This is a genomic window from Litorimonas taeanensis (assembly GCF_003634015.1).
In the GTDB taxonomy this organism is placed as follows: domain Bacteria; phylum Pseudomonadota; class Alphaproteobacteria; order Caulobacterales; family Maricaulaceae; genus Litorimonas; species Litorimonas taeanensis.
This window is the reverse complement of record NZ_RBII01000001.1, coordinates 361,116-385,123: the sequence shown is the minus strand read 5'-3', so window position 1 is coordinate 385,123 and position 24,008 is coordinate 361,116. Positions and strand designations below refer to the sequence as shown.

Here is a 24,008-nt window from a genome sequence, read left to right as displayed (position 1 = left end):
CATCCCCAATCACGATACGTGGTTGGGGATATTCTCAGACCAAAGATGTTAAATCCGATGATTGGCTCCATTGTTTTGGGGATTGCCCGTAAAGCCGTTTGAATTCACGACTAAACTGCGAAGAACTCGTATATCCTACGTCTAATGCCGCTTCATTTACCGAAGTCCCACCCGCAATATTCATAGCCGCTTTGTTAAGCCGCATAGATTTAACAAATTGAATCGGTGACAAGGTCGTTGCTTGTTTGAATTTACGATGCAGAACCGCACGGCTCATCCCAAGTTTTTGAGATATCTCGTCGATTGAAATAGGTTCAGATAGGTTAGACGACATATACTCTATGATACGCGCCACATCATTACCGACACCAAAAGCCCGTCTGGCTGATTCCCAAGCCTCCCCTTTTAATAGGGCGTAGTAAAATTCTCGCAATCGCCCCTCACCTAGCATGGCAATGTCCAGCGGGCTGTCCGCCAATTGTAACAACCTAAACAGCGCTGATCCAAAGGCTTCATCCCAAGGCGCGAGGCCTAAGCCCTTAGGAAGTGGCCCACTTTGAGGTTTTCGGGCCGCCCTTTGAAGCCCAATGGCGGAACTTTCCATTGAAACGACCATATCCGACATAATCTTTGGATTGAGAGAAATTGTAACCCCTAATAGAGGGTTTTCCACGGACGCTTTTGGTGTTCCCGCTTCGACAGGTAGAGACAAAGTACAACACATATATTTGCGGCTATCATAGATATAAGCCTCACCATCTAATATGGCTTCTTTCACACCGCTCACGATAGCCACAACAGTCGGTTCATAAATTGCGGGCGCGCACCTTACGGATGTTGTGACACGGAAAATCTGAACGCCCTCAATACCCGTTTCTACCACGCCATCTTCGTCTAGCTTGCTTTCGATAAACTGTTTTATTTGCTCTTTCATAGGAGATTTAACTACCACACAGCTTAAAACCTTCAAACACAAACCCACAATACAGATACAAATAGGCAAGTTTTCAAGAGTTTTGAGCCTATTTTGAACCCCATAAGAGACATATGTTACAACACAGATATAAAACAACTTAATCCTAACCTCAGGAGTTACGCTATGACAAAAAACAGTTTTGGCCCCCAAGGCTGGACACCTGCGAGAATAGGCTCTCTTTCTGGAAAAACCTATTTGATTACGGGCACGACGTCTGGCGCAGGTTATGAAGCCACTAAAATTTTGCTTTCAAAAGGCGCGAATGTCGTCATGTTGAATCGGAACCCCAAAAAATCAGACCACGCCGTTCAAATCTTGAAACAAGAATTCGGGCCAGACACCGCCGTCTCCTCTATCACACTCGATTTAGCGAGCTTAGATTCTGTCAGAGTGGCGGCAGAGCAGATCCTGATGCAAGTTGCACACATTGACGCTCTCATATGTAATGCGGCAATTGCTCAAGTCCCAAAACAAACCTTCACAGTTGATGGGTTCGAAAGTCAGCTCGGGGTCAATCATTACGGGCACTTCTTACTTTGCGGATTACTCTTTGAACGCATCGAAGCCTCTTCTGGGCGCATCGTCATTGTTGGGAGTAATGGTTATAAGATGGGGTTGAAGCGTATAAAGTTCGAAGATTTGAATTATAACGATAACTATACGGCTTGGGCCTCTTATGCTCAGAGTAAACTAGCACAAATGGTTTTTGGCTATGAATTACAAAGACGGATAAAGGCAGCCAATAAAACAACACAGGTCTATGTTTGCCATCCGGGGGCATCAAGAACGAGTTTGATAGATAAAAATGGCGGTACTGTCACAAAGCTACTCTGGAAAGTTTTATCTATTTTTGCGCAATCTGCTGAAAAAGGCTCTTGGCCCGAAGTGATGTGCGCAACGGAACAGTCTTTGAAGCCTGCCACATATTATGGCCCGACCCGTTTTGAAATGGTTGGCCCTGTCGGAGAATGCCCCTTAGAGGACTTTGCATTGGATAAGACGATCGCCACTAAACTCTGGGCCATATCAGAGAAAAAAACCTCTCTTGATTGGTCCCCGACCTTAGTCACAGATGGACGCCGTGATTGAATCGCCATTTATACCTCCCAATCATTTCTGTTAAATACGGACGCGCGAAATTACCACTCGCCATCAAGGGCCGAGCCAAAGTGAACGCCAGTCTCAATCCGCCGCAATAAAGAATGCGGATTGGGTTGGCGGGCGGCAATCCGCCACAATAAAGTGGACGTGTCCGCGCGGCGGTCTCTACGATGGAGACCAGATGAGTTTTGTTTTACGCAGTTTCCACCACGCGGCAGCGGTTTGTACCAAGACGGCCTGATTACTACCCTGCAGTCATGACCTGCGAGTCCGTTGATTGCCTGAGCCATCAACAAACCTAGGCCACGTCAGTCAGGCCCCATCTCAGAAGACCCGGCACAGTCCAGCCCCGTCAGGCCAGATGCTCAATCCCGCTGTCAACTCACCAACAAACCACGATCGCCTGCCTGTCCGTGTGAGCCGAACAAGAGGAGTGTAACAGAGGGGTAAAGGGCGTGAATGGAATGAGATAAATTCACAACAAGCCATTGGAATGATTATAAAATAGAGACCTAGGAACGTGGAAAGATTTTTTATATTACTAAAAGGGACGCTAAGTCAGCGTATTAAAACTCTGAGAATAACACGTGGCCCATATGAAAATATAAAGTATGATAAAGTAGAACTTACATCAGTATTGGAATCTTCCTTTCATCATTTGATATGTGTCCTTTGCTAAAGTTTGAACTCGTTTTTGAACGTAATCTTCATTCCAACTTTCTATATTTTCATGCTTAGCAATAAAATCCTTCACATAATCTGGAACGTGTTTGATTTTAGACTTTTTCACTTTTTGGGGATTTTTTAAAAACTCAATTTTCTTATCAAATGGCTTGTCGCCAATAGCAGAATTGATCTGATTTGATAGAATGAACAAATTCCCTATTCTTTCATAATTACTTGCTTCCGATGAGGTGGTTTCTTTTATTCTTGATTGAGGTAAAACGTGTTCAACCGTGTACTTACTTTGTTTTTTATTTTTTAGAGCATAGTAATCAAAAAATTGCACCCGATCATCTTTAACGCCCTCATTTAATAGTCTATCAAATATATACCTAATGAGTGCAGGTTGATCACTTCCATCGTAGGTGATTTCACCAAACTTTTCCGTAAATTCAGATAATGACGCGATTTGTTCTTTCATCTCATCTATAAATTTTGAAAAAGTTTCAGTAAAACTCTCACTATTGTAAAACTCTTTACTGAAACGCGCGTATGGCTTTTCAACTTCATTACCAATTCTACTACATACTTTATTGTTTATGAAATGGTAGCCTTCCAGAAACCTAAGAAAAGATAAGAACTCTCTGTACTTAGCATCTGACCTGTAAAAACATTTAAGAGCTGAGAAAATCAGAGGTGTGGTTTGATTTATTCCAAAGTACCTTAAAGCCCCAACAGTTCTCCATATCTCAATTTCAACAGTTTCTGTTTTATTGAAATTATACTCTTCATGAAGCATTGCTGAGAAGTCATTTTTGTTATTAGAGTAGAAGGAATAATAAAAACTAGCGAATTCTTCTAGTTCATCAAGAAACTCATCCATCTCATCAAAATCACGCGCATACTTTGTGATCTTCTTATATAAGTCCCTAGTCGAGGAGCTTCCTTTTCTGGAGACATAAAAAAATTTGAGCATTCTTAGCATTGAGGAGCCTGCAAACTCTGCAATAATATCCCATCTCTCTGCGATCTCTTCGGATTGGTGTTGTTTAGATAGAAATATGTAGTTCTTTAAGAGGTCTGCTACTTCAAGGTCTTTCCCTCGAGCGTTTGTTCTTTCAAATATTTCGAAAGCCTCAGATTTATCGGTAATATCGATTTTTATAATATAAGTTTGTAGGTAGATTTGTTCTAGAAGATCTCTGATTTTCCCCGGGTTAGACTTGCCGCAAAACTCTACTATGCTTCGCATGGCTTCGTTGTAGACGGGTCTGATTTTATTGATTTGCTTTCTTAGGGTATGTCTATTGTTTTTAGGGAGTTTAATATCAAATTTAAAATTACCATCCCAATCTTCATCACAAATTGCGTTAAAGACCTGTTTGATTGTGTCGGAGGCAATAAGCTGTAGTTTGTTGTCATCCCCTAGTGCGTTTGAGGTAGAAATATGTGAGTTTACTCCAATTAAGAGTTTAGACTCTTTGCCATTGAAGCTGGGATGACCAGAATTGTTTTTGATAAAGTTTCTACAGGCGATGAGAGAAATAATGAGTGTTGTTAATCTCTGCTGACCATCAATTATTTCAATTCGCCCATCTTTTTCATTCGATACATCGAATATCATAGTGCCTAAATATAGATTATTATTTTCAGATTTAATACACTCTTGAATATCTTCAAAAAGTTTAGCGACTTGATCCCCTCCCTTCCAATCATAACCTCGTTGGTAGCGCGGAACAAAAAATTGAATACGTCTCTTGCTAGACAGTAAGCCACTAATATCAATTTTTTTGGGGTCCACAATCTTTCCTCACAATGATGTTCGCGAAATAGTTGCAGTGAACAAAATAAAAATCAATGGCGTTGCGTGATAGTAACAGATTAATATTAATTATGAGGCCCGCTATACCACTGCCGTGGCCTTATCCGACTAAAATCGATTCACGGGATCGATTTTTAGGCTTCGCCTCACGTCTTCTAAGCCACAAAAAAACCCGCCATTGGGCGGGTCTATATTCATACGCAAAGCGGCGAAAATTATCCCGCTTGGAGGCGTTCGCCGCGCTCGTGCATTTCTTGGGCCTCAATCGATAATGTAGCGATAGGGCGAGCATCAAGACGTTTCAGGCGGATGGGATCGCCCGTTTCTTCGCAATAGCCATATGTGCCATTTTCGATACGGCGGAGCGCTTTGTCGATTTTATTGACGAGCTTTCGCAAGCGATCTTTGGTGCGCAGTTCTAATTGACGGTCGGCATTGGCCGCTGCGGTATCCGCTGGGTCAGGATGAGAGACATTTTCGCCTTTCAAATATTCCACCGTGTTTCGTGTTTCCGCGACAATATCAGCCTTCCACGCCAATAATTTTTGGCGGAAATATTCTTGTTGAAGAGGATTCATGAATTCCTCGTCATCAGACGGCATATAATTGGCAGGTAATTTTACAGTTTTCTTCGTCATTTCGCACTCCCCGGCGTCAATCCTGAACAAACATGATAAATCGCCAGAACGGGAAATTCGTAAATTGCCCGTGACAATTTAGACGCCACATATACCGAGTCATTCAGATTCGCAATCACACAATACAGAAGTTTTGCTCACATAAAGGTGAGGACTTGCCCCACGGTAAATCCGCGTTACAACACGCGAAAGAGAAGAGGCGACTATGAAATTTGACGGCACTAAAAACTATGTGGCAACGCAAGATCTGAAAATGGCAGTCAATGCTGCGATTACACTAGAACGCCCTCTCCTTATTAAGGGGGAACCCGGCACAGGTAAGACTGTTTTGGCGCATGAAATCGCGCAAGCCCTCGGCACACCGCTACTAGAGTGGAACATCAAATCCACCACCAAAGCGCAGCAAGGTTTGTATGAATATGATGCCGTGGCCCGCCTTCGCGATTCTCAATTGGGTGATGACCGCGTGCATGACATTCAAAACTATATCAAGCGCGGCCAAGTTTGGAATGCTTTTGCCTCAGAGCAGCGCCCTATTCTGTTGATTGACGAGATTGATAAAGCGGATATCGAATTTCCGAACGACCTATTGCATGAACTCGATAAGATGAGCTTTCATGTTTACGAGACGGGTGAGACCATTACCGCTAAGCAGCGCCCAATCATTATTATCACGTCGAACAATGAAAAAGATTTGCCGGACGCGTTTTTGCGCCGCTGTTTTTTCCATTACATCCAATTTCCTGATGCTGAAACCATGAAGCAAATTGTCCAGGTTCACTTCCCCGATATTAAAACGCGATTGCTTTCTGCCGCCTTAAAGCGCTTTTTCGAAGTGCGGGAAATGCCTGGGCTGAAAAAGAAACCCAGTACGAGCGAATTACTCGACTGGCTTAAGCTCCTCTTGGTCGAAGACATAGACCCAGAAACCTTGCGCGAGACGGACAAAAACAAAATGATACCGCCTTTGCATGGAGCCCTTTTGAAAAACGAACAGGACGTGCATTTATTTGAACGTCTGGCCTTTTTAAGCCGCCGCGAGGGCTAGCCTTAAAAACTTATCCCCGTTATCCCCATTATTTATCCCCCTGTATAACTCATTTGCTATAGGGGGCTTTGTTCTGTATCTGTTCGGATATTCTTCCGCAAGAATCAGACTAGGAATACGGCATGGTATTTACATCTGATAATGACGTCGGCCCATCATCTGAGGGGGTTCTTGACACGACGCCTCATTCCGCAGAGGCGGAGCAAGCTCTATTGGGCGCGCTTCTCTATGATAATGAGGTTTACCACCGCGTAAGCGGGATTGTGCAAGCAAAGCACTTTTACAACCCTATCCATGTCCGCATATTCGACTCTATCTCTGTCTTGATCGAACACGGCAAACTCGCTGACGCGATTGTTCTTAAAAACCGTTTCAGCCAAGATGAAACGCTGATTGATATTGGCGGCGTGGAATATCTAGCCCTTTTGCTCGACTCAGCGCCGCCCGGCGTTACAGCCCCCGAATATGCCAAGCTGATTTTTGATCTGGCTATGCGCCGCGAACTCATTCGCCTTGGGGAAGAGATTAAAAATGGCGCCAAAGATCCTGATAGCGATATGGATGCCCGGCAACAAATCACTCAAGCCGAGAGTCAGCTCTTTAATCTGGCCGAGATTGGCGGAACGCAAAGTGGATTTGTTTCTTTTGAAACCGCCCTCATCCACTCCATTGAAATGGCGAGCGCCGCTTTTTCACGTGACGGCAATCTTTCGGGGACGTCTACGGGGTTGGTGGATCTTGATAGACAACTTGGCGGCATGCATCGTTCTGACCTTATTATTCTGGCAGGGCGGCCTTCCATGGGTAAGACCTCTCTCGCGACCAATATTGCTTTTAATATTGCAAAAAAGTTTCGACGCGAACGTGATGAAAACGGCGTAGAAAAAACCGTTGATGGCGGCGTCGTGGGGTTTTTCTCTCTCGAAATGTCATCAGAGCAGCTTGCCACACGTTTGCTGGCGGAACATTCTGGCGTGCCCTCCCATCGTATTCGGCGGGGCGACATTAACACAGAACAATATGAACACATCCGTGATAGCGCCGATGAAATCAGCCGCATCCCTCTTCATATTGATGATACGGGCGGCATTTCGATTGGAGCCCTCTCCGCACGAGCCAGACGTTTGAAGCGCATGGTGGGCCTCGACATGATTGTGGTGGACTATTTGCAGCTCTTGACGGGCGGAAACGCCATGAACAACCAAGCGAACCGCGTGCAAGAGGTTTCGATGATTACGCAGGGACTGAAAGCCCTTGCCAAAGAGCTCGACATTCCTGTCCTCGCCCTCGCCCAGCTTTCACGGCAAGTCGAACAGCGTGACGATAAACGTCCGCAACTTTCTGACCTACGTGAATCCGGTTCGATCGAGCAAGATGCCGACGTTGTTATGTTCGTGTTCCGAGAAGAATATTATCTCGCGCGGGCGGAACCATCAGAGGGCACGGATGAGCACATTCAGTGGCAAGAAGAGATGGAAAAACTCTACGGCAAAGCCGAAGTTATCATCGGAAAACAACGTCATGGCCCCATTGGAACGGTTAAACTGTCATTTAACGCAGACCTGACCAAATTCGGCAATTTGGCCCCTGAAGAGTATGAAGGGGCAGCATTTTAGGCCCTAAAAGCGGCCTAAACGCCCCATTAGCGAATTCGAAATCATATTATGCAATTCACTGTTGTGTTAAAAACAATAACACATCGGGGATATTATGCACGAACACTTACAGTCGAGTTCGTCATCCACAATAAAACCGGCACATCAAAGGCGGCGCCGCATTGATGGTACGTTAGCGCTTGAACCTTCAGAGCTAAATGCCCGCATCCTATTTTTCATTTGCATGACGGGCCTTTTTGGTGGCCTGTCGCTATGGTCTCAGATTTGGCCGCCTGCCGCATGGGGCTTTCTGGGCGCATTATCCATATTAGCGCTTGGCCTGTATGACATTTTCCAAAAACGGAAAACTGTCTTACGACTTTATCCTGTAATTGGGCATCTGCGATATTTCTTCGAATCTATTCGCCCTGAAATTCAACAATATTTTGTTGAATCCGATTTAAACGGCGTTCCCATTAGCCGAGAATTCCGGGCTCTTGTATATCAGCGTGCAAAAAAACAACGCGACACACGTCCGTTTGGTACTTTGTTTGACGTTTATAAAACGGGCTATGAATGGGTTAATCATTCCATTGCTCCGACGACGATAACAAACCATAATCCCCGCATACGTTTTGGCGGGCCGCATTGTTCACAGCCCTATGATGCCGCCCTGCTTAATATTTCTGCCATGAGCTATGGTGCCCTCAGCAAGAATGCGATTTTAGCCCTTAATAAAGGCGCGAAATTGGGTCAGTTCGCTCATAACACAGGTGAAGGCGGAATAAGTCAGTATCATTTGGAGCATGGCGGTGACTTAATTTGGCAAATTGGTACAGGCTATTTTGGTTGCCGAACGCAAGACGGTCAATTTGATGCCAAATTATTCGCTCGCCGCGCTGCTGGCGACGCGGTTAAAATGATTGAAATCAAACTTTCTCAGGGTGCCAAGCCTGGCCATGGCGGTATTTTACCCGCGGTTAAACTTACGCCAGAAATCGCGGAAATACGGAATGTTCCGATGGGTAAGGATGTTATCTCCCCGGCGGGCCATTCTGCGTTCAAGACACCGCTAGAGCTCTTAAGTTTCATTGATAAGCTTCGAACCTTATCGGGCGGAAAACCTATCGGATTTAAACTTTGTATCGGAAGAAAATCTGAATTCCTAGCAATCTGTAAAGCTATGGTTGCAACAGGCATCACCCCAGATTTCATTACCATCGATGGATCAGAAGGCGGCACAGGGGCGGCCCCAATTGAAATGACAAATTCTGTAGGAACCCCTCTACGAGAAGGGCTGCTATTCGCGCATAATGCACTGGTCGGCATTGGGATGAGGAAGAACATACGCCTCGTCGCTTCGGGCAAAGCCATATCCGCATTTCATATGATAAGGCTACTTGCACTGGGTGCCGATACTGTGAACTCCGCGCGGGCCATGATGATGGCATTAGGCTGTATCCAAGCGCGAAGCTGTCACAATGATAAATGTCCGACAGGTATAGCCACCCAAAAGGCCTCCCGATTTAATGCTCTTGATGTCGATCTGAAGGCTGAACGCGTCGCAAATTACCAAACTGCCAATATCAAAAACTTATTGGAAATCGTGGCAGGGGCTGGCCTAAACCATCCAGCCGACATAAAACCACATCACCTTTGTCATCGGATTAGTAGCAGTGAAACTAAAACTTTTTCAGAGCTTTATGACTATCTCCCAGAGAACGCTCTATTAAGCGAAGCCACTATGCCTGCTTCTTGGCAGGCTCAATGGGACTTAGCCGCAGCTGATAGTTGGCAGGCCATTGGTCGCAAGGAAACAACAAATAACATCGCCTATGCGATGGGATTTTAGGGCGTAGCGGCCATGGTTATCCTTAACGAGGGTTATCCTTAACCAAGGTTATCCTTGACCGCCAAGCCAGCCCTGATTGGACAGAGCCAGCTTATAATCAACAGGGTTACGAATAAGGCCTAGAGCTTGATTATAATGTGCCGATACTGACTCTCTATCATCCAATGAAATGAGGCTGTCATTACACGCCTCTTTGAGCTTTTTGAGGTGCCCCTCAATAAGAACTTTACGCTCTTCATCTTCACACTCTGCGCAAAGCTGCGTCAATATCGTCATCATTTTGACAGCAGTATTTCTATCACTCGCGATATAGGAACGCGATTGATCGCAAATCACAGATAATAGCCGCTCAAAACTAACTGGATAAGAAATTATCCGTAAATCACCATTCGCATCTGCACGGAAAGGACTAGGGTCTTGGCTGTTTAAAAATGCCTTTAGGGCGCTGTGAAACCAGTTGATACAGTTGATTGCTGTGAAAGGGTCATTCACCCCTGGTGACAAAGCTCTGGCCAATATTTCGACCAGCTCGTCCGCTAAAAACAGCGTATTCTGGTAAGACGTACGTTCCTGCCCCATCGCATAGGTTTCTCGAAAACATTTACGGTGTTTGTCATCAATGGGGCCATCGGCCCATACTCTGATAATCACATCACCTTTGGTAACAAAGTCGCCCGGCCTATATTCGATTTTTGCTACGGCATTTGCGGCGGCAATTTTTTCTATCAAAGCCTTATGGTTTATGGCCTGAACATAGCCTTCCGCCTTGGCTTTGATTTCTATGGCTTTGTCAACTGGGTAATTATCTGTGTTAATACTATCAGGATGTAGGGCCTCCCCTATATCAGAAGCATATCGCCCTTCTATGTCTTGACGCAGGCGCCGCCCGACGCGGCCCGTAATGTTTCCCACGTTCAATGTTTCTGGCACATGATGAATAAAGTAAATCAAAACACCGACGCTCAGCAATGTCAGCCCCATCGCCACTAAAAGCGATATATTCGGAACAAATGCCTCAATTGTTGTTTCCCCATTCTCCTCTCCTGTTCGGGCCATCCGCAAAACAAGCAAACAATATATAAAAGTAGAGGTGAACGTCCCTAAGGTAACTTGATTGCCTCTATCCCGCATGAAATTACCAATCAGGCGCGGACCATATTGCCCCGCTGCACTGGTTACGGCGACCATAGTAATAGAAAAAGTCGTTGCGGCGACTCCAATCATTGACCCCGCAATAGTTGCCAAAATCGTTCGGGCGGCTGTGGCTTCACGAGAAAAAAAGATACTTTCATGAGAGACAGAGAGCCCCCATTTCTGGTCCATATATATCGTAACAAAAGCTAAAATGATTGCACCGAGCCCCATAAGGCTCGGCAAAAAATAATAACTTCCTTGCAGGTCTTGCCAGGCTTTTATCAATCTGGCGTTCATTACTCTGTACTCGCCTTTTTCTTGCCGGCCTCAGCTTCGATGACCTTGTAACGCGGTTTGGGTTTCTGACCTTCTTTGGGAGCAGGCCAGCCTTCTCTTTGACTTTCGCGATCGCCATCTCGATCCTCAGTTTGGTCATGGAATAGATGAACCTTAGTCTCATAAGGCATATCAACACCTTCATCATCAAGAGCATATTTCACAGCGCGTAAGATGTCTGATTTGATGGCGGTGACATCGCTTTTCTCACTATCCGTCCACCAACGCATTCTTAAGGTCACCCAACTTGCATCTAGCCCCCAAATAAGAACTTGCGGTTTGGGGCTTTTGACAATTTCATCATGGTTTTCCATAATTTTACGCAAAACTTCGCTCGCAGCATCAATGTCATCAGCATAGCCAATGCCCACATCATAGTGCGTGCGCCTGACAGTTTCGCCCGTTTTGACCAGCACAGCATTGGTATAAATATCACTATTAGGAATAACGGCTTTTTGCCCATCGTAAGTTTTAATAATCGTGGCTCTGGTTTCAATATGTTCGACAGTACCCTCAAAGCCTGAAGCCTCGATTTGGTCTCCGATTTCGAAAGGTTGACGCAATAAAATGAGCAAGCCCGCCAACCAGTTTTGCAAAATGTCTTTGAACGCAAAACCAATCGCCACAGAGCTGACACCAAGACCCGCCACTATGCTGCCCGGCTCTAATCCCGGAATAACGATTGTAAGGGCAATGACCCCGCCAAAAATAAGCATAGCCCATTTTGCAAAGGCGCCGAGAACCTCCCCTAAATTACTACGATTTCGGCGTTGAAAGGTTTTAAGTATAACGGATTGAATAAGTCTCGCGGCGATCCAAAATAAAATAAAGACCACGACGGCGACGACTAGGTTCGGAAGCAGCTTTATAAAGCCATCAAGCCAGCTATCGATTTGCTCAAGTGCGATTTTAGGGTTGAGATCAATTTGCCCGGTTTTATCTGAGGCAATACCATTGCCTGCATCTTGGCCTTCGGTTCCGTTCACTTGCATTTTTTCTCGCTTTCGCCGTAATGGAGCCAGCCCTGAGCGCAATCAGGCATAGCTTAAATGAAATTTTCCAAATTATTACTTTTAGACAACGAGGCTTTTCCTTTTTCGTTCCATTGTTTTAATCCCTGCCCCAATATAACCGCCAAAATTCCTTCCCTCTGCCGCATTACTCCGTTAGGGGCATGTCATGATTAATCAGCCCTCATATTCTACTCGTCCGACACTTCGTGTCGATTTGGATGCTATCAAAGCGAACTATACCGCCCTAAAAAATAAGGTGGGAGCCGCTAAGATCGGGGCTTCTGTGAAAGCGGATGCTTATGGACTTGGCGCCGTCCCCGTAGGGCGGGCACTTTACGGGGCTGGATGTCGAATATTCTTTGTGGCTACGGCTGGCGAAGGTAAATTATTACGAGAGGGTGTCGGCCCTAATGCGGCCATTTATGTTTTGAACGGGCCAGCTCCGCGCGATAAAGGCGTATTATTAGGCGCAAAACTTAAGCCTGTTATCAACTCAATTGAACAAGCCCGATTTTGGGCGTCTGTCTCAAACGAAGTTAATGAGCCCCCCTACACAGCTATACATATTGATACAGGGATGAATCGTCTTGGCCTGAACGCCGAAGAATTGACAGAACTCTCTCGTGATAAAAAGCTCTGGAAGTCACTTAACCCAGAATGGGTGATGAGCCATCTCGCTTGTGCGCCCGATGCGTCAAACCCTATGAATAAAGCCCAATTAGCGGCTTTCCGTAAAGCCGCCGCCCAGTTACCGCTCACTCCGTTGAGCCTTGCGAATACGGCCGGCATTTATCTTGGCAAGCCTTATCATTTTCAGATGGTACGCCCGGGTATAGGCTTGTTTGGCGGAGCGGCAACAACCAAACCAGATCAAGAAGTAAGCCGTCCCGTCGTTTCACTCCTCGCCCCTGTTCTACAAGTAAAATATATCAAAGCCGGTGAAACTGTTGGATATAATGCCACCTTCACAGCCCCTCGCGATATGCGTATCGCCATTGTAGGCGCGGGCTATGCAGACGGCGTACCCGTCGCACAATCAAACAAAGGCACAGCCATTATGCATGACATGGAAGTGCCTATTGTCGGGCGCGTCAGTATGGACCTTACTATATTGGATGTGACCGAAGCGCGGTTGACTGTCGAGACCGGAGGCGTTGCCTTATTCAGAGGGGCACATTTAGAAACCGAATCTCAGATTGGCGACACCCTCAATTATGAGTTACTGGTCCGTCTTGGCCAAAGATGTCGTCGTGACTATTGGAAGCCTAAGAAAGAAGACGCATAGATTAAGACAAGCCCCTTATCTGTCGAGATGAACCACACCTAATCCACCCGCGATAAAGGGACGTTCCCTTAGACGATTAGGGATACGCGCTGAAACAAAATCTTGGTGAAAATCCATATATATTTCGTCCTGAGGCCATAAGTCCATTCCTACCACACCAAAAGCATGCCCTTCTGCGCCCAGCACCCCTAAATTTGGCAGCTCCATCGCGACGAAGTTTTTATTCCTCCACGATAAATTCCCAGACGTTAAGCGCTCAATTCTGATTTTTGCTTTTGGCGTGAACACACCTATCGCCCCTTGATATTCCCAATCCGTGCGCAGTTTCTTTCGCAATTTAGATAAAACCGGATAGCGTTCTTCATTCCAGCTCATCACATTTAGATCTGCGCCCGTATCAAACAAAGCCGGAATAGTCTGGTCGAGAAATGACAGCGCCACAAACTTAATATTCCTGCCATCGTCTTTGAAAGGATTTGGATATAGCGCGGTAGAGGCCCATTCTTGCCCCAAAGTTACATTTAAATGCCTTGGCATAAAACTGATGGTCTTATCACGTTTTGAAATATGAACCTTATACTTTGCCAATATGTCCATCCCCACAATACCGTCAAAAGACTGATCAAGAGGGTGAGATTGCGTTGATGCGGCTCTATTCTCTAATACCACCAAGATTTGGCCGAGGTGTTTCAATCGTCCAACATTAAATTGCGGGATTGTTATCCGTTGACCAGACCCGACTTCTGAAATCCCGTAAATCGGTATGGACTCACCGTAATTTTCTTTCTCTGTTAGTTTTTCAGAAATCGTTTTAAAAATGGAGCTTCGCGTGGCGCCCGTATCCATCAAAAATTTATAAGCCTTGCCTTCAATTTCTACCCCTTCGATTAATATCAGACCATTGCTTTGAATGTGTATTGGGAGCGTGACGGTTTCCGTTGAACGAAGCGCTTGTCGTAAGGATAAAGTGCGTTCAGCCGTTGTCGAGCAAGACGCCAGCCAGAGCATGGATAGACAAAGACCTATTAGAGTGAATTTCCGCATGCACCTCTCTTTTTCGTTACTATTTCCCCGGTCTATAATCTCGCGTGGCCGTCTCTAATACGGCCTCCAAACGCATTGGCATCGCTTTATAGTCTCCCCTCGCGAAAAGCGGGGCTTGGTCATCATAATGCGGCGATGTTTCATCCAAAGTGGCCGCGCCATATTGGTGAATAGAGATAAGATCCAATTCACCTGCCTTATTCCATTCGGCCATCATAATATGCGTATCCCCTGCGAACGCATTCATCGCACCTGTTTTTTCGACACCCTCTCGATCTGAATAAATGGCCCGCAATACATCGGGGCCACCCTCCAAAGGTAAATCAACATCGCCGCGTTGCAGCCGATTCACCTCGCCCCATTCGGGGTCAAGCCGTCCAAACCGAGCCTTCAAATTTGTGGCCGCATATAAGAGGGCCTCCACAGGTTCCATCTCAGGCTCGGTATAGTCATACCCTAAGGCCTGAGTGCCCGCAATAACGGCTAAGGCTGCCCCTCGAGAGGATTGCGAGGTGTCGCCATTCCAATGCCTTAGAATCTCTTTTGCTTCATTTAAGAGCGGATCTTCGTAGGAGCGAGAGACGAGATCGACAACGAATTTCATCAAATTAGATTCAGGGTCATAACGCGTGTCGGATCGATATTTCAGAATATCATTTTTCGAGATAGCCTTATCCGCCGTAAATAATTTCAGAGCGCGGCGAGAACGGTTTGTCACACGCTTTTCTATCCCGAAAGTTTCAGAGAAATCAGCCCGAGACAGATTGCAGGATGGATCCGTTATATTAAATGGCGTTGCATTAGCGGAAAACACCCAACCGCATTCTGGATTCCAGTTTTGCGGCATATCACTCAGCGGACGAAAGCCTTCCCAAATCAATTCTGACTTATCCCCCGGCAAGACCGATTCCCAATCTGGGCCTTCTATCCGATTTGGCATACGGGCGTTATAGACCGCGCCAATATTCCCCTCTTTGTCTGCATATATCATATTAAATGAAAGCACATGGTTTTGCGCCACGGCGGCTTGCCATTCGGCCAATGTGCTAGCTTTGCCCATATCATACCATTGCTGTAATGCACCAATACCTTGCAATCCTGAAAACCGAACAGCGTAATGCCCCGTTGGAGTTGAGAGAACAGGGCCGTGCTTTGACCATAAGAGTGGCCGTGAGATAGGGAGAGAAAATGGGCCCCATAATTTCACTCGAAACGTAGACTTCGTAATGTCAAAGTCTTGCCATTCACCGTCTAATTTATACCGTTTAGGTGTGTCGACATCATCAACCTTAAGGGCGTAAATATCCACTAAATCAGGTCTATTCACGGTCTGCCCCCAGCCTAAATTTTCGTTTACCCCATTGGCAATTATAGGCACGCCCGGAAAAGTACCTCCGGCAATGTTCAACCCATCTTCTGAAACCATATGCGCTTCATACCAAGCATATGGCCCTGTCATGGGTTGATGGGAATTCACAATAAGCCGTGTAAAGCCATCCTCACTTCTGATTGGTGCCACCGCAAAGGCATTCGAGCCACGAACCGCATCAACCAGATTAAGTGCACTGGTTTGCGCCCAAGGCGAAACATTGGGTTTGTCGTCAGCTGTGAATAAATCTTCGAGATATCCGTCTAAACGATAAAAAAACGGCGTGGCCCATGTAAACCCAGCCAAAACGTCTTGCTCTGTTACAGGAAGAACGCCCGATAAAACTTTTTCGGGATGCTCTACGCCATATAGATTTATTGCGTCGGCATAGGCGCGGGCAATGGCTTTCACATCCTCTCGCACATCACTTTGATAGCGCTGCTCTATCGTTTCGGACACTTTGAATAAATCAAAGAGATAATCCTGAGGCGCCGCAGATTTACCCTTATATTGCGCGCTCATCCCGCGCGCGGCGATTATAACATCTTGAATAGTTTCAAAGTCATCCTCAGCATGGGCATATCCAAACCCAAAACTTGCATCCGCGTCTGTCTGTCCGAAAATATGGGGCACGCCATAACCGTCACGAATGATACGAACGTCATAAGATGCGGCGGTTTTTTTAATTTTTGACTGGCTGTAATTGGGCCCCGCTGGCGTTCGTAAATAAAGCGCGGCCACCACCAAAAGAAAAAAGATAACTAAGCCGAGGACTTTAAGAACATTCTTCATGCTGTATTTGTGCAACGGCTATTCATTTTTTGAAAGCGGAAACTACATTTTGGCGTTTGTGAAGTCGCCAGAATTCCCCTATCCTCCGTTTCAGGAGGACTTCATAATGACGACAGCTAAACCCAATATTCAGGATTTTTTGGAGCAGCTCCTCTCTGAAGGCAAAGCGCTTATGGACCCAAACAGCAAGGGCCGCCAAGATATAACGCAAAAGGGCAAAGCCCTATATCAACAAGGCGAAGACTACCTTGCAGACAAATTAAGCATTGGCGACGATGCAGAAAGCCGCAAAGATTTGCGCGATAAAGCCAAGATTGCTGCCGGGGCTGGCGGTCTAGCCTTACTCCTTTCTTCAAGGTCTGGACGAAAACTCGCCACTCTTGGTGGGTTAGGCGCCTTAGGTATGATTGCGTTTAAAGCTCACCAAGCAGGCCGCATGCCTAAAAATGTCGATGACGTTATCGGTCTTATCAAAGGTGAAAAGGCTGAAAAGCGTGCCAATATCTTGCTACAAGCCATGGTCGCAGCGGCGCAAGCCGACGGCGAAATCAGCCATGACGAAAAAACGCTTATTGAAGCCCATGAAGGCGCGAGCGAAACCACGCTCCTATCAGCCTTAAAGGCTAATGCAGACCCAAAAGCCATTGCTGCGCTCGCTGAAAATGACCAAACAGCCTATGAAATTTATGCTGTCTCTTGCCGCATTGCTAATGGTCTGCACCCAAAAGAACGGGACTACTTAGATCGGCTCGCAATGGAATTGCGACTAGACCCAGAAATGGCTGCTCAGGTCGAAACAGAAGTGAGGACTGGATAATGCGGAAGATAATTTACACGCTCGCAAGTTTGATAGTTTTAAGCGTTCTCACGGCATGTACGGCCCCGACTGAAGAGTGCTGCGCCCCACCGCCTAGTCACAATGGTCAGAACCAACCTCACCTCCCGCCGCCTAATTTTCCCGTTAGCGAAGCACCGTCTGATGTTCGTTTTTGCGGTGGCATGGCACGCGTTCAAGGTAATGAATGCCCTGTGGGCCAGTTCTGCCGCCGAACCATTGGCGATTTATGCGGAGTCGCAGACGCGCCCGGGACATGCACTCCTTTACCAGAGGTTTGTCCTCAAATTTACGCGCCTGTTTGCGGGTGTAACGGAAAAACCTATCCCAATGAATGTACAGCTAATGGACAAGGCGTCAGCGCGAGTTATGAGGGAGAGTGTAAATGATAAAACCCAGCCTGTTTGTATGCACGGCTTTTCTCGTTATTGCTTGCTCTGAAACTGACGTGCAACATAGCGCGGATAATTCTGCCGTTACGGAAGTCAAATCAGAAAGCGACGTTCATACGGATCGAGAAAATTGGGGAGATTTTCACCTTTATTTTAATGAAGATACGCACGCCACGAACTCTGTTATTGTCGGCGTTGCTAAAATCAAACCAGGTGAACAAGTTCACCCCGCCCATCGTCATAAAGATGAAGAATATTTGCTCATTACCAAAGGTGAAGGCATTTGGCTCATCCATGGAGAAGAGCGCCCTGCAAAAGCAGGCGACATGCTCTATGCTGCGCCTTGGGATTATCACGGAATTACCGCTGCAGCAGATAGCCCTTTAGAATTTGTTGTATTCAAATATTCGGCCAAGGATACACCTCCGCCCGTTGACCCAGACCCAAGCCTTCCCGAACTCGACCCGCGTGATCCACTAACAGCTAGAAATTAATCTCTTATGTTTCAAAACTTCTTTGACGAATTAAGAGCGGCAAAAGTGCCCGTCTCTATACGTGAATATTTAACGCTATTAGAAGGCGTCGATAAAGGCGTGGCAAATGAGAGCTTGGACGGGTTTTATTACCTCTCCCGCACGGCCCTTATAAAGGATGAACGCAATCTCGATAAATTTGACCAAGTCTTCTCTCATGTCTTTCGCGGCCTAGATTATATCGGCGATATTTTCGGCCAAGACTCCAGCGCCATTCCTGACGATTGGCTCCGTAAGATGGCAGAGCTTCATCTCTCGCCTGAAGAGATGGCGGAAATTGAAAAGCTCGGAGATTTTGACAAAATCATGGAAGCTCTGAAAGAACGTCTTGAAAATCAAGACAAGCGCCATGAAGGCGGTAATAAAAATATCGGCACGGCAGGACGCTCCCCTTTCGGAGCTTATGGCTTCAACCCAGAGGGTGTTCGCATCGGACAAAAAGAAGGACGGCATGGCAGAGCCGTCAAAGTCTGGGATAAGCGCCAATTTAAAAATCTGGATGGTGATAAGGAAATTGGGACGCGGAATATCAAGGTCGCCTTACGGAGACTGCGCAAATTTGCACGAGAGGGCGCGGCGGAAGAACTCGATTTAAACGGCACAATTGCTGGTACCGCCAAGCAAGGTTGGCTTGATATTAAAATGCGGCCCGAACGCCGCAATGCCGTAAAGGTCCTCGCCTTCTTTGACATTGGCGGTTCTATGGATGCTCATATTAAACAGGTTGAAGACTTATTCTCTGCCGCTCGCAGCGAATTTAAACGGTTAGAGTATTTCTATTTCCACAACTGCCTCTATGAGCAAGTTTGGAAGGACAATATTCGCCGTATGAATAATGTGACGCCAACATGGGATGTTTTACACAAGTTCCCGTCCGATCATCGCGTGGTTATTGTCGGTGACGCTGCCATGAGTCCGTATGAAATCGCGGTACGCGGTGGTTCCGTGGAACACTGGAATGACGAACCCGGCGCGGTTTGGCTACAGCGTTTAGTTGATGTTTATCCGCACTTAATTTGGATTAATCCTACCGCAGAAAAATATTGGCAATATTCACAAAGCACTAATATGATTCAGGACATTATTGGCCCTGACCGTATGTTCCCAATGACCTTATCAGGCCTAGAAGACGCTATGCGTGAACTAGCCCGATAACCCCTTTTAATTTTAACTGAAAGCACACCATGAAATTCACAAAACATTTTATCCTGCCGGCACTCACGGCCTTAACTCTCACGGCTTGTAATAATGCAGGGCAAGATGACGCCACAAATGAGACAGCCATAGACAGCTCAGATTTGGTTTATACCTGCCCTGCAGATAAAATCCTGACAACAATTGAACCTTATGGTGATGATGCAGACGCCCCCGTCATGAGCGCGGACTTCAAGAGCTATCATGTTGAAAATGGCAAACGCAAAGATGTCATGACGACGACGACGGGCCTTCAATATAAAGTCGCCCAAGAAGGCCTGAAAGATGGAGCTCAACCTGTCGGCAACCAAGTCGTCACTATGCATTATCACGGCTATTTTCCAGATGGAACGAAATTTGATAGCTCTTATGACCGCAGTCAAACCATTCAATATCCAGCGACAGGTTTTATCAAAGGCTGGATTGAAAGCCTGCATGACATGAAGGTCTGCGAAGCGCGAATTCTCTATATCCCTGGTGATTTGGCCTATGGCCCCTCAGGCCGCCCGGGTATTCCCGCTAATGCCACCTTATTATTTAAGATGCAGCTTATCGCAGTGGAACCGACGCTGCCTGTAACAAATTAATAAAGCGAATATTCCAAAACAATTCGGATATTTCAAGAGCCGTTCAAAGGGCCAAACAAAGAGCCGTTCAATTGAACGGCTCTTTTGATATAATAATTTGATAAAATAAACTGGGCCCTTATGGGGCCTCAAAAGAGAATAGATTTAACGCCGATTTACTTTTCCGGCAAAATTTGAATCCGATAAGCTGTTTTTGGGTCGAACATTGTCTTCGCGCGTGACTGTAAATCCTCAACAGTCATGTTTTTATAAGCTTCAGAACGCGATCTATGTCGATTAAGACGTTCCTCATCCGTTTGACCGTTTGCAATTACATCCATCCAATAGCTGTTACTCTCTAATGAAGTTTCGATATTCTCCAAGACTGGCTTCATTCCGCGCTCGAACATGTCTGTGTCGAGCTTGCCTTCTCTAAATTCAGCGGCAATTTCATCCACTTTTAGGCTCATTCTGTCTATGTCATCGGGTGACACTTCGAGTGACACCCCAAAATACCCATAATCAGGATAGGTACGCGGCGTAAAACTAAAGGCGGAGGGAGAGTAACTGGCCCCCTCTTCTTCGCGTAAGACTTCGGTTAGCCTCAAACGAAATAATGTGGCGAGCATAGACACTTCGCGGCTCGTTTGTGCATCACGGCCATCTGGCGTCGGCCAATAAACACTATATAAGGCTGTTGTCGTATCCCCTGCATGTGACAATTTCACAGGCCGATTACTGCCCTTCGGAAAGTTAAGCCTGATATCCTCGTCAGAAGGTTCTGCAAATTGTTCTTGCTGTTTAGGAAAAGCCCCAAAGGTTCGGGCCACAGACTTTATTGCCTCATCCGGAGTAATATCCCCGACAATCGCGATTTCTATCGCTGTATTAGACTGAAAGGGTGATAAATATGCCTTCACCATATCTGTTGTGACACGCAACATTTCATCTTCGCTCGGATAGCCAAAACGGGTGTCGCCCGACCGTAAAAGACGAGGTATATCACGAGAAGCGACCCCGTTCGGCGTGGAATCTAATGTTGGATAGAATGATTTGATATATTTATCATATTGCGCCTTGGCTTCAGGTCTATAGCCCTGCGCTGTCACATAAGCGGCCATTAAGTTAAGCTGTAGATCCAAATCACTTGGCACTGTTGCACCGCTTAAAACACGCCTGTCTGTTCCCATCGATTGCAAAACGCCAACCGAGCGCCCCGCTGTAATCTTTCGGATTTCATCAACTGAATGGGCCTCTAATCCACCAAGCCCTAGAGCATTAGGGGCGAATATACGTAAACCAGGCTCCTCTCTTGGCAAAAAGAGTTCTCCTCCAGACAGGGCCACATTTATAGAAATGATATCCTTTTGGTATGGGGTTTGTTTTATATTTAACTTTACACCATTTTCAAAAACGACGCGTTCAAAGTCTATATCTTGGACAGTTTCCCGGCTCTTAATCAGACCAGGAGTCCCCCACTCACTATAGGCAAATTCCTGCCTCGCAATCTCTTCACGCGGAGACACTGAGATTTGCCGAGCTTCCATCAAGGCGGTTTCGAGCTTACTCTCGGCATCCTCTATCATTTCCGAAGTCGCTAAATAGAGCTGCGGCGCTTGGTCGACACCCTTCCATTGCTTTCTGAACGCCTGATTGACGTCGTTAAGCGTAATATCATCAGCATAATCGTTAAAGCGCTCCAAAGCGCTTTCAGGAGTTGTGACAACAATATCATCCCCAAAAGCAGATAATATACGGCGGGCTAAATTCGGTGTGCGGCGCGTTGAGGCTGTTTGAACACTGACTTCATAGCTTTTGCGAGAATTTGCAATCTGTTCATCTAATTCTGATTGTGAGAAACCAAATTCCAATGCTTGACGCAATACGGGTTCAGCCCCTTTAAGGGCCATGTCCCACTTTCCTTTCTCAGGCTGTATTGATAACGCGCTGAGGCGCACGCCATCAAAAAGTGAATTGGTCCCAGCGGACGCGCTAATAAACGGCGCATCTGTAGTCCGAGATAGCTCTCCTAGCCGCTGAGACAGAATTCTATTGCCAAGGCTCTCTACGAAGGCATCCTTACGGGATTGTATCGTGTCGTCCTTTTTCTCTAAAGGCTGAGCGACAGACAGTGAAAGCGACGTTTGTATCTCTGGATTGACATAATAATGGGTTCGAGCCGTCTCTAGCGACAAAGCCTCAGCTTCATATTTTGCCGCGCCTTCACCTACGGCTTGCCAGTCTGAAAAATACTCTTCTATCTTTTTTGCCGCATAATCTGTTTCAACATCACCAACGAAAACGACAAAAGTATTCTCCGGTCTATAATATCCTTCATAGAAGGCTTTGAACTGCTCTGCCGTTACACTTTTAATGGTGTCTTCCGTTCCGATAGGCAAACGGTCGGGAATCAAAGTGTCGCCGAGAAAAAACTCTAGATAATCTATAAAGGCATCAAAACCGGGACTAGAGCGCGCGCGTTTTTCGGCCAATATGACCCCTCTCTCGCGATCAATGGCTTCTGCATCAAGGGTTAGATGACTGGCGGTTTCGCGCATAATCATCAATGTTTCATTCAAAATGGCTTCATCGACTTCGGGCAATTCCAACTGATATGTGGTCTCGAAGAAACTTGTCGAAGCGTTTGTATCCGCGCCAAATGAAAGACCAAATTTCTCAAGACGTTTGATCATTTCACCTTCTGGGATATTCTTTGAACCGTTAAAGGCCATATGCTCCAGAAAATGCGCGAGCCCTCTCGTTTCATCACTTTCATTAAGAGAACCTGTGTCAACACGCATCAATAATGTGGCTGTTTTTGTAGGGGTTGAGTTTGATCTCACGGCATACCGTAAGCCGTTCTCTAATTTTCCATATTCAATATTGGGATCAACAGCTAAATCGCTGACTTCATGTACAAATGAAGCCTCTGCTTTTATGGCGGCTGATTCCTCGACCCGGCCGCATGATGAAGAAAATAAAGCATAAATAACAATAGGATAGATAAATATTTTTCGCATTACGGTCTGTCCTTAAAAAAGCCTTACCCGTTAAGGCATGGTCTGCCAAACGAGAGAGTGCAAGTCGTAAAGTTATACTTAACTATAATGTGTGTCATGGGTTGAAACATTTGAGCAGTTGCGGCATGGCCTGCCTGTGAGTTTACCGCCTTCCAATATGACGAATACAGCGCCTTTTGCTGCCCCCGAATCAGGACTTATCGTCTTTGATTTCGATGGCACAATTACGACCAAAGACACTTTTGCCCTATTTTTGCGTTATTATGCAGGGTTATTGCCTTGGTTCTTTAAGGTCATGCGCCTTATGCCCGTATTTATGGCCTATAAGCTGGGACGTATTGACCGTCATGCCGTGAAAGCCGCCGTCATCAAGACGTTTTTCAAGGGCGAAACTGAAGAGAACATTTTTGCCAAGGCCCAAACATTTGCAAACGACGTCATCCCGCCCCTTATCCGCCCGCTTGCACAAGAGTGTTTTGACCAAAAAAAGCAAGACATAGAGTCATTATATATATGTAGCGCCTCTATCACGCCGTATCTACGCCATTGGGCTGTGCAACAAGGCCTCCCAGAAGATCATGTCTTAGCCGTTGAGTTAGAGTTCGAATCGGGCGTCGCAACAGGGCGTATAGCGGGGTATAATGTCTGGGGTGAGAACAAGGTTCGCCGTATCTACCAAGCCTTCAATTCAGATTACGTTCATATTAAAGAGGCTTATGGAGATACAAGGGGTGATTTGGAACTGTTAAACGCCGCAGAGGCGTCTTACTTTAAGCCTTTTCGCCTATCGCCGTCTTAGG

At 46.2% G+C, this 24,008-nt stretch carries 19 protein-coding genes; 11 read left to right on the top strand and 8 right to left on the bottom strand.

The genetic code is table 11. The annotated features are described in order from the left end of the window. Window positions 1-34: 34 nt before the first annotated feature. Window positions 35-934 (bottom strand): AraC family transcriptional regulator, encoded by a 900-nt coding sequence (locus tag DES40_RS01785; RefSeq protein WP_121098862.1) that lies wholly within the window; start codon window positions 932-934, stop codon window positions 35-37. Between the two features lie 165 nt (window positions 935-1,099). Between DES40_RS01785 and DES40_RS01780 the strand changes: the two genes are divergently transcribed. Beyond that, entirely contained in the window at window positions 1,100-2,065 is a 966-nt protein-coding gene (locus DES40_RS01780; RefSeq protein ID WP_121098861.1) for an SDR family oxidoreductase, read from the top strand. A 643-nt stretch (window positions 2,066-2,708) separates the two neighbouring features. Here the strand turns inward: DES40_RS01780 and DES40_RS01775 are convergent. Beyond that, entirely contained in the window at window positions 2,709-4,541 is a 1,833-nt protein-coding gene (locus tag DES40_RS01775) for a DUF262 domain-containing protein (RefSeq protein ID WP_121098860.1), read from the bottom strand. 236 nt (window positions 4,542-4,777) lie between these two features. Beyond that, entirely contained in the window at window positions 4,778-5,200 is a 423-nt protein-coding gene (dksA, locus tag DES40_RS01770) for an RNA polymerase-binding protein DksA (RefSeq protein WP_121098859.1), read from the bottom strand. Window positions 5,201-5,405: 205 nt separating this feature from the next. On the opposite strand from dksA, the gene DES40_RS01765 reads away from it, so the two are divergent. From DES40_RS01765 to DES40_RS01755, 3 genes are all read left to right on the top strand, one after another. Then, on the top strand, window positions 5,406-6,248 hold the full coding sequence (locus tag DES40_RS01765; RefSeq protein ID WP_121098858.1) for an AAA family ATPase: 843 nt from the start codon (window positions 5,406-5,408) through the stop codon (window positions 6,246-6,248). Between the two features lie 122 nt (window positions 6,249-6,370). Continuing rightward, window positions 6,371-7,864, top strand: coding sequence for a replicative DNA helicase (locus DES40_RS01760; RefSeq protein ID WP_121098857.1), 1,494 nt, complete (start codon window positions 6,371-6,373; stop codon window positions 7,862-7,864). Window positions 7,865-8,087: 223 nt separating this feature from the next. Then, window positions 8,088-9,695, top strand: a complete 1,608-nt coding sequence (locus tag DES40_RS01755) for an FMN-binding glutamate synthase family protein (protein WP_121098856.1) — start codon at window positions 8,088-8,090, stop codon at window positions 9,693-9,695. A gap of 48 nt (window positions 9,696-9,743) precedes the next feature. Here DES40_RS01755 and DES40_RS01750 read toward each other — a convergent pair whose 3' ends face one another. Both DES40_RS01750 and DES40_RS01745 read right to left on the bottom strand, forming a co-directional pair. Beyond that, window positions 9,744-11,126, bottom strand: coding sequence for a DUF2254 domain-containing protein (locus DES40_RS01750; protein WP_121098855.1), 1,383 nt, complete (start codon window positions 11,124-11,126; stop codon window positions 9,744-9,746). Then, window positions 11,126-12,157 carry a mechanosensitive ion channel family protein gene (locus DES40_RS01745; protein ID WP_121098854.1) on the bottom strand — a complete coding sequence of 344 codons (1,032 nt, stop codon included), beginning with the start codon at window positions 12,155-12,157 and terminating at the stop codon, window positions 11,126-11,128. Before DES40_RS01745 ends, DES40_RS01750 begins: the two co-directional genes overlap by 1 nt. A gap of 187 nt (window positions 12,158-12,344) precedes the next feature. On the opposite strand from DES40_RS01745, the gene alr reads away from it, so the two are divergent. Next, window positions 12,345-13,463 (top strand): alanine racemase, encoded by a 1,119-nt coding sequence (gene alr, locus DES40_RS01740; protein WP_121098853.1) that lies wholly within the window; start codon window positions 12,345-12,347, stop codon window positions 13,461-13,463. 15 nt (window positions 13,464-13,478) lie between these two features. Here alr and DES40_RS01735 read toward each other — a convergent pair whose 3' ends face one another. Continuing rightward, a complete protein-coding gene (locus DES40_RS01735) occupies window positions 13,479-14,507 on the bottom strand; it encodes an aspartyl protease family protein (RefSeq protein ID WP_121098852.1) in 1,029 nt (342 codons plus the stop codon). Between the two features lie 19 nt (window positions 14,508-14,526). Further along, on the bottom strand, window positions 14,527-16,668 hold the full coding sequence (locus DES40_RS01730; RefSeq protein ID WP_121098851.1) for a penicillin acylase family protein: 2,142 nt from the start codon (window positions 16,666-16,668) through the stop codon (window positions 14,527-14,529). A gap of 106 nt (window positions 16,669-16,774) precedes the next feature. On the opposite strand from DES40_RS01730, the gene DES40_RS01725 reads away from it, so the two are divergent. From DES40_RS01725 to DES40_RS01705, 5 genes are read left to right on the top strand one after another with little or no spacing between them, the layout of a single operon-like run. After that, window positions 16,775-17,485 (top strand): DUF533 domain-containing protein, encoded by a 711-nt coding sequence (locus DES40_RS01725; protein WP_170144837.1) that lies wholly within the window; start codon window positions 16,775-16,777, stop codon window positions 17,483-17,485. Then, window positions 17,485-17,892, top strand: a complete 408-nt coding sequence (locus DES40_RS01720; RefSeq protein ID WP_121098849.1) for a Kazal-type serine protease inhibitor family protein — start codon at window positions 17,485-17,487, stop codon at window positions 17,890-17,892. Before DES40_RS01725 ends, DES40_RS01720 begins: the two co-directional genes overlap by 1 nt. Beyond that, a complete protein-coding gene (locus DES40_RS01715; RefSeq protein WP_121098848.1) occupies window positions 17,889-18,389 on the top strand; it encodes a cupin domain-containing protein in 501 nt (166 codons plus the stop codon). Before DES40_RS01720 ends, DES40_RS01715 begins: the two co-directional genes overlap by 4 nt. Before the next feature lie 6 nt (window positions 18,390-18,395). Continuing rightward, window positions 18,396-19,583, top strand: a complete 1,188-nt coding sequence (locus DES40_RS01710; protein WP_121098847.1) for a vWA domain-containing protein — start codon at window positions 18,396-18,398, stop codon at window positions 19,581-19,583. Between the two features lie 29 nt (window positions 19,584-19,612). After that, window positions 19,613-20,209 (top strand): FKBP-type peptidyl-prolyl cis-trans isomerase, encoded by a 597-nt coding sequence (locus DES40_RS01705; protein WP_121098846.1) that lies wholly within the window; start codon window positions 19,613-19,615, stop codon window positions 20,207-20,209. Window positions 20,210-20,364: 155 nt separating this feature from the next. Here DES40_RS01705 and DES40_RS01700 read toward each other — a convergent pair whose 3' ends face one another. Beyond that, on the bottom strand, window positions 20,365-23,208 hold the full coding sequence (locus tag DES40_RS01700; RefSeq protein WP_121098845.1) for a M16 family metallopeptidase: 2,844 nt from the start codon (window positions 23,206-23,208) through the stop codon (window positions 20,365-20,367). A 136-nt stretch (window positions 23,209-23,344) separates the two neighbouring features. Between DES40_RS01700 and DES40_RS01695 the strand changes: the two genes are divergently transcribed. Continuing rightward, window positions 23,345-24,007, top strand: coding sequence for an HAD-IB family hydrolase (locus DES40_RS01695; RefSeq protein ID WP_170144836.1), 663 nt, complete (start codon window positions 23,345-23,347; stop codon window positions 24,005-24,007). Window position 24,008 lies beyond the last annotated feature (1 nt).

Bases quoted from the DNA above. Each gene is read 5' to 3' on its own strand.
- alr (WP_121098853.1), top strand. From the start codon at position 12,345: ATGATTAATCAGCCCTCATATTCTACTCGTCCGACACTTCGTGTCGAT.
- DES40_RS01720 (WP_121098849.1), top strand. From the start codon at position 17,485: ATGCGGAAGATAATTTACACGCTCGCAAGTTTGATAGTTTTAAGCGTT.
- DES40_RS01765 (WP_121098858.1), top strand. From the start codon at position 5,406: ATGAAATTTGACGGCACTAAAAACTATGTGGCAACGCAAGATCTGAAA.
- DES40_RS01760 (WP_121098857.1), top strand. From the start codon at position 6,371: ATGGTATTTACATCTGATAATGACGTCGGCCCATCATCTGAGGGGGTT.
- DES40_RS01755 (WP_121098856.1), top strand. From the start codon at position 8,088: ATGACGGGCCTTTTTGGTGGCCTGTCGCTATGGTCTCAGATTTGGCCG.
- dksA (WP_121098859.1), bottom strand. From the start codon at position 5,200: ATGACGAAGAAAACTGTAAAATTACCTGCCAATTATATGCCGTCTGAT.
- DES40_RS01715 (WP_121098848.1), top strand. From the start codon at position 17,889: ATGATAAAACCCAGCCTGTTTGTATGCACGGCTTTTCTCGTTATTGCT.
- DES40_RS01780 (WP_121098861.1), top strand. From the start codon at position 1,100: ATGACAAAAAACAGTTTTGGCCCCCAAGGCTGGACACCTGCGAGAATA.
- DES40_RS01785 (WP_121098862.1), bottom strand. From the start codon at position 934: ATGAAAGAGCAAATAAAACAGTTTATCGAAAGCAAGCTAGACGAAGAT.
- DES40_RS01745 (WP_121098854.1), bottom strand. From the start codon at position 12,157: ATGCAAGTGAACGGAACCGAAGGCCAAGATGCAGGCAATGGTATTGCC.
- DES40_RS01705 (WP_121098846.1), top strand. From the start codon at position 19,613: ATGAAATTCACAAAACATTTTATCCTGCCGGCACTCACGGCCTTAACT.
- DES40_RS01735 (WP_121098852.1), bottom strand. From the start codon at position 14,507: ATGCGGAAATTCACTCTAATAGGTCTTTGTCTATCCATGCTCTGGCTG.
- DES40_RS01730 (WP_121098851.1), bottom strand. From the start codon at position 16,668: ATGAAGAATGTTCTTAAAGTCCTCGGCTTAGTTATCTTTTTTCTTTTG.
- DES40_RS01725 (WP_170144837.1), top strand. From the start codon at position 16,775: ATGACGACAGCTAAACCCAATATTCAGGATTTTTTGGAGCAGCTCCTC.
- DES40_RS01700 (WP_121098845.1), bottom strand. From the start codon at position 23,208: ATGCGAAAAATATTTATCTATCCTATTGTTATTTATGCTTTATTTTCT.
- DES40_RS01750 (WP_121098855.1), bottom strand. From the start codon at position 11,126: ATGAACGCCAGATTGATAAAAGCCTGGCAAGACCTGCAAGGAAGTTAT.
- DES40_RS01710 (WP_121098847.1), top strand. From the start codon at position 18,396: ATGTTTCAAAACTTCTTTGACGAATTAAGAGCGGCAAAAGTGCCCGTC.